Source organism: Oligoflexus sp. (assembly GCF_035638955.1).
Taxonomy (GTDB): Bacteria; Bdellovibrionota_B; Oligoflexia; order Oligoflexales; family Oligoflexaceae; genus Oligoflexus.
This window is the reverse complement of sequence record NZ_DASQYZ010000166.1, coordinates 1-4693: the sequence shown is the minus strand read 5'-3', so window position 1 is coordinate 4693 and position 4693 is coordinate 1. Positions and strand designations below refer to the sequence as shown.

1 protein-coding gene and 1 pseudogene are annotated in these 4693 nt (G+C 45.9%); both read left to right on the top strand.

The window, feature by feature from the left end; genetic code table 11:
* Nucleotides 1-1275 precede the first annotated feature (1275 nt).
* The gene (locus tag VE954_RS15780; RefSeq protein ID WP_324954413.1) at nucleotides 1276-4002 is read left to right on the top strand and encodes a 7TM diverse intracellular signaling domain-containing protein; all 2727 of its coding nucleotides are present in this window, start codon (nucleotides 1276-1278) and stop codon (nucleotides 4000-4002) included.
* A gap of 324 nt (nucleotides 4003-4326) precedes the next feature.
* Nucleotides 4327-4545: pseudogene (locus VE954_RS15775) on the top strand (IS6 family transposase); the annotation flags it as partial.
* Between the last annotated feature and the right edge of the window lie 148 nt (nucleotides 4546-4693).

Below are 4693 nucleotides of genomic sequence, written 5' to 3'. Positions count from 1 at the left end.
CGGTCAGGATTCCATCCAAATCCTACCAGATCGCCTTAGACCTATTGATTAGTAAGTGTTCCATGGACTCGTGCTTGGTTCCGCGCGGGTTTGAAGACGAAATGGGCAGGCTGGCCAAAAACCTGTCTGGGATCGAGGCGTAAAACCCTTGGAGATCAAGGTTCGATTTTCAGCAAACTGTGCTGACCGAAAACTACTGTTTTTGGCCAGTGGAAAATATGCTGTTCGGCTGCATGCTGCTCAATATCCTGGCAGTCAACCCTTCCAAGACGATCTGGTAGGATTTGGATGGAATCCTGACCGCTGTCCAAGGTGGCTCTGCATAGCTGCTTACTCAAAACATTGACGTGCGAATCATTCAGGTTTATTTTGCGCGACTTTTTCAAAAATGGCAGAGGCGGGAAAACCTTCCGATCAACACGCGCAACAGCAGCCGGGGCTCCTCAGAAGCATAGACGCCTTGCGGGACAATGGTTTCACTTCTTCAGCTCATACAGGCTCCGTTGACGAACCCCGACCAAAGCGGCTTATCACCCTCTGAAACCCGCGTGGCTGCGTTGGGGTGACAAAACAGCAACTTTTTTAAGCCCTGGCAGCTTTGCCGGAAAGAGCTCAAAAAAACGCTAAAATGGCTCAAAACAGGTCCGCAGTGCGCCATAAAAGTTGAGCCGTTGTTCGAATATTAAGGTGCTTTTCAACGGCATGTTAAAACGACTGCACCCTTGGTGTACATTGCTTTAAATTGCCGTAAGTCAGCCCTTAAGGGAATGTGTTGACGCAAAATTTTTTTGAGATCGCGCGGGAAGGGGCAGTTGATCGTCAACCATGGCGGGGTGGGGTGCCGGAAGGACCCAAAGACGGTGCTCATGCAGATCCAAGGCATGACGAACGGCCAATCGGTTGGACAATGCGCGGTAATGTTAGGAACAGGCTTTGATTTCCTGGTCATCTCATCCTTCACAGCGCCATCAAACGCATGTCTGAGCGATTTTTATGTATTTGGGACATTAAACCAATCTCTGAATTTTGTGTGCTCCATAGCTGATCAAGTTTTTTCGGGCCGGCCTGTGTAGGTCCAATCGATATATGCCATAATATTAATCTATTGCTGATATTCAAAGCATCGCTCAGCTGAATGAAAAGGCAGGAGGAGTCGTATTGGCGCTTATTAATAGGATCTGCGTAGGAATCTTCATCCTTCTTTCTTTCCAGGGCCATCTTTGGGGAAAAGCTATTCCCTTCCCCACAAACGGTACCATAAGCCTCTCCCCTTACATGGAACTATACGAAGACCCCACGGGGAAGTTGACACTTCAGGACATCTTGAACAAGGAAATTGCCTGGAAAGAACACCGGCTTGATCGAGCGTTCATGGCCGGATATTCAAGTTCGACAATTTGGGCTCGCATTCCTCTGACTCCGGGAAGTGGTCCAGGGCAGCAACTCGTGATGGAAAGTCGTGACCCTGGATCGGACTTTCTTGAATTTTTTATTGTCGGCATGAACAAAGAAATCAGAGCATACGGGCTAAGCGGTGACCAGGCGGTGGCATCCAGTCACAACCTTAAAACTATTAAGCATCGATATCCGGCTTTCGGATTTGATTTGACTGAACCGGTCCACATTTACGTTTCAACCAAAGGTTTGTCCCCTCTCAAACTCGACTTGTACCTGACAAAAACCCATGCTTTCGATGAAAATCGACTCTACGATTTCGGCATCAATATGATGTTTTTCGGTGTCGGCATTTTTCTATTCTTTTATAATTTTTTACTATTCATCCAGGTTCGTGAAAAAGTTTACCTTCCCTATCTTCTGACGATAGCTGCGGTTCAGATGACCATTATCACTTCCAATGGCTTCTGTAGAATCCTTTTTCCGACGGATATCTATTTGCCAAACAGGGGTCTGGTTCTTGCGACCTACCTCAGTATTATCGGAGGCTGCTTAGTCAACGTTTTGTATTTTGATATGAAACATACTTCAAAAAAAGTATATGTCTTCCTGCTATCAACTGTTGCCCTATGTATACCGCTTATGGTCCTGACACACCTCGAGCATTACATTGGGGGACCAGCCGCTATTTTCCTGGCTGCTGTGCTTCCTTTTAATGGCGTCGCGCAGGGCATCAGGTTTGCCATGAAAGGCTATCGTCCCGCCATATACTTTACAATGGCCTGGGTGTTTCTTTATGCAGGCTCTGTGCTTAAAGCTCTCGAAGTCATAGGTATCATAGACAATCTTTATATCGGCGAACTGGCTTTGCCTTGTGGAGCCATGCTTCAGGTCATAACTCTTTCGTTGGCAGTCGGCTATAAGCTTAAAAACCGGCAGGACTTGTCAAATCTTGAGATCAATAATCTGAATCAGGATCTTACAAAGAAAAACAGGGAGATCCATGATGCAAATGAGAAGCTACAGATTTTCAATCACCAGTTGGAAAGTCTTGTGCTTGAGAAAACGATCGATATCCGCAGCATTCTTGACAGCATGGAAGAAGGCATATTCTCTGTGTATCGTGACGGGGATGCTCTCAGGCTCCATGGCGAGCATTCGAAGTACCTTATGGAAATGCTCCATGAAAAAAATCCCGCTCATTGCGAATTGACCTCCATCCTCTGCAACTTCAAACTTTCGAAAGACACTTTGGGGTCGATCAACCAGATTTTCTTTGCGTGCCTTAATGAAGAGAGGCTGGCATGGGAATTAAATCTTCATCTTCTGCCTTCAGAGCTTCAAATGGAAACAGAGGGCAAAATACGCTCATATCTCGTGTCCTGGGTCGCCATGGAGGATGAGAAAGGGATTGTCAGCAAGATTTTAGTGGCGTTCAGAGACATCACGCAATTTAAGCAGTTGACCCATGAAAACAGCCAAAGGCAGGAACTTCTGGAAAAAATCGATACGATTTCTTCGATTGACATTTCCACCTTCCGATCATTCGTTGAATTCGGTCGCAGCTGCATTGACGAGCTTTTGGCTTTTATTGCCATGCGAAAACTAAGCGAGAATCATGACCTCAGCAGCATGTTCCGTCTCCTCCATACACTCAAGGGGATGGCCCGCACCTATGCTTTTCTCGATATTGCAAACCTGGCTCATGAATGCGAAGAGTGTATCAACGTCAAGACCGGGCAGGTTAACATTGCACAGCTGTCAGACTTCGCTTCAGTATTGCGGGAAAAGTTGAATGCATATATCGATATAGCTGCACAAAAGCTGAATATTGATCCAAACGAATCTTACATACGTCTCGATCAGGCGGTAATTTCCAAAGTCTGCCGAATTATGGCCCAGAATATTGAGGCAACAAAGAGTTTGGGCTTGGAAGATTCTCTTCAATCGCTTTCTCAATCCCTTGCCATGCCGATTGCTTCCCACCTGGTGGATGAACTGAACGGCTTGGGTAAGCTGTCAGAGCAGCTTGGCAAGCTTCCTCCCAAAATACTTATCCATGATCACGGGGTGCTTATCAGTAAATTAATGACAACCACGATAAAAGGAGTCTTCGTACATTTGTTTCGGAATAGCCTTGATCACGGAATTGAGACAGAGGCAGAAAGACGATTCAAGAAAAAAAGTTCCAACGGCTCCATATCCATCGAGGTCGATACGGATCAGGAGGGGCGTTGTCAAATTCAATATGCAGATGATGGTCACGGATTGAACCTGAACCGGCTTAAGGATATGCTCACGGAAGAAAGTCATAGGATAAATTTGGTTGAGACGGAAATAATGGAATCCATATTCCTGAAGGGGGTTTCGACCAAAAAGGAGGTTTCAGCGATTTCCGGCCGCGGTATGGGCATGGATGCGGTTCGCTCCATCCTGCAAAGCAAGGGAGGAAATATTGAGGTTGTTTCGATGGGTGCACCAGACTCGAAAGGATTCATCAAATTTGCGTTCAAAATCACTTTGAACTCAGAACATATTTATCCCTATAACCTCAATGTCGCAGCTTCAAAAGTTGGACCGATAGTTCCCGAACGAGGCGTGAGTTGAAATTATTTCAGTTATGGATTTCTATCGTATTGTCGGTTAAGTAGGGGACGTTGCCATCAATGTCATTCGGTTAAGAAAAAATCGACGATTTCTCCTTTTGCAGTCTATTTCGAAAGCCCAAGTTAGGTGTTTTACGAATTCTGGGAAATTTTCTTGCTGATCTGACTTTGGATTTGACCGACTCAATCAAGTCTAGAAGTTCGGAGAATATCATTTTTATTTCCGACAAACATGGTCTGTAAATAAGGATCTGTTGCAAAAAAAACGTAGTATGAGGCTCTATCATAGGCCATATTCGCTGATTACCTTATCCACGGAGCGGATATGGCCATCAGTTTCAAAGGCAAACATTTCGCCAAGTCTGTTGTGCTGACCTGCATACGCTGGTACCTCAGCTATAAACTCTCCCTTAGAGACCTCGAGGAAATGATGGCGGAACGCGGTGTTGAGCTGGACCATTCCACAATTCATAGGTGGGTCGTCCGGCACACTCCGGAGCTGGAAGCTGAGTTTAGAAGAAGAAAGAAACGGCTCTGTCGCAAACATTTCGGAGGGTGAAGTAAGGTTTTGAAGGGATCATTCCCCGGACGCAGTTATCCGGCGAGGGCGTAAAACTTCTCGAATGGAGTGGAGCCCTGAATATCGATCTGACCTTTTTTGATCATGGCCATCATCTCGATTCCGGCGATGG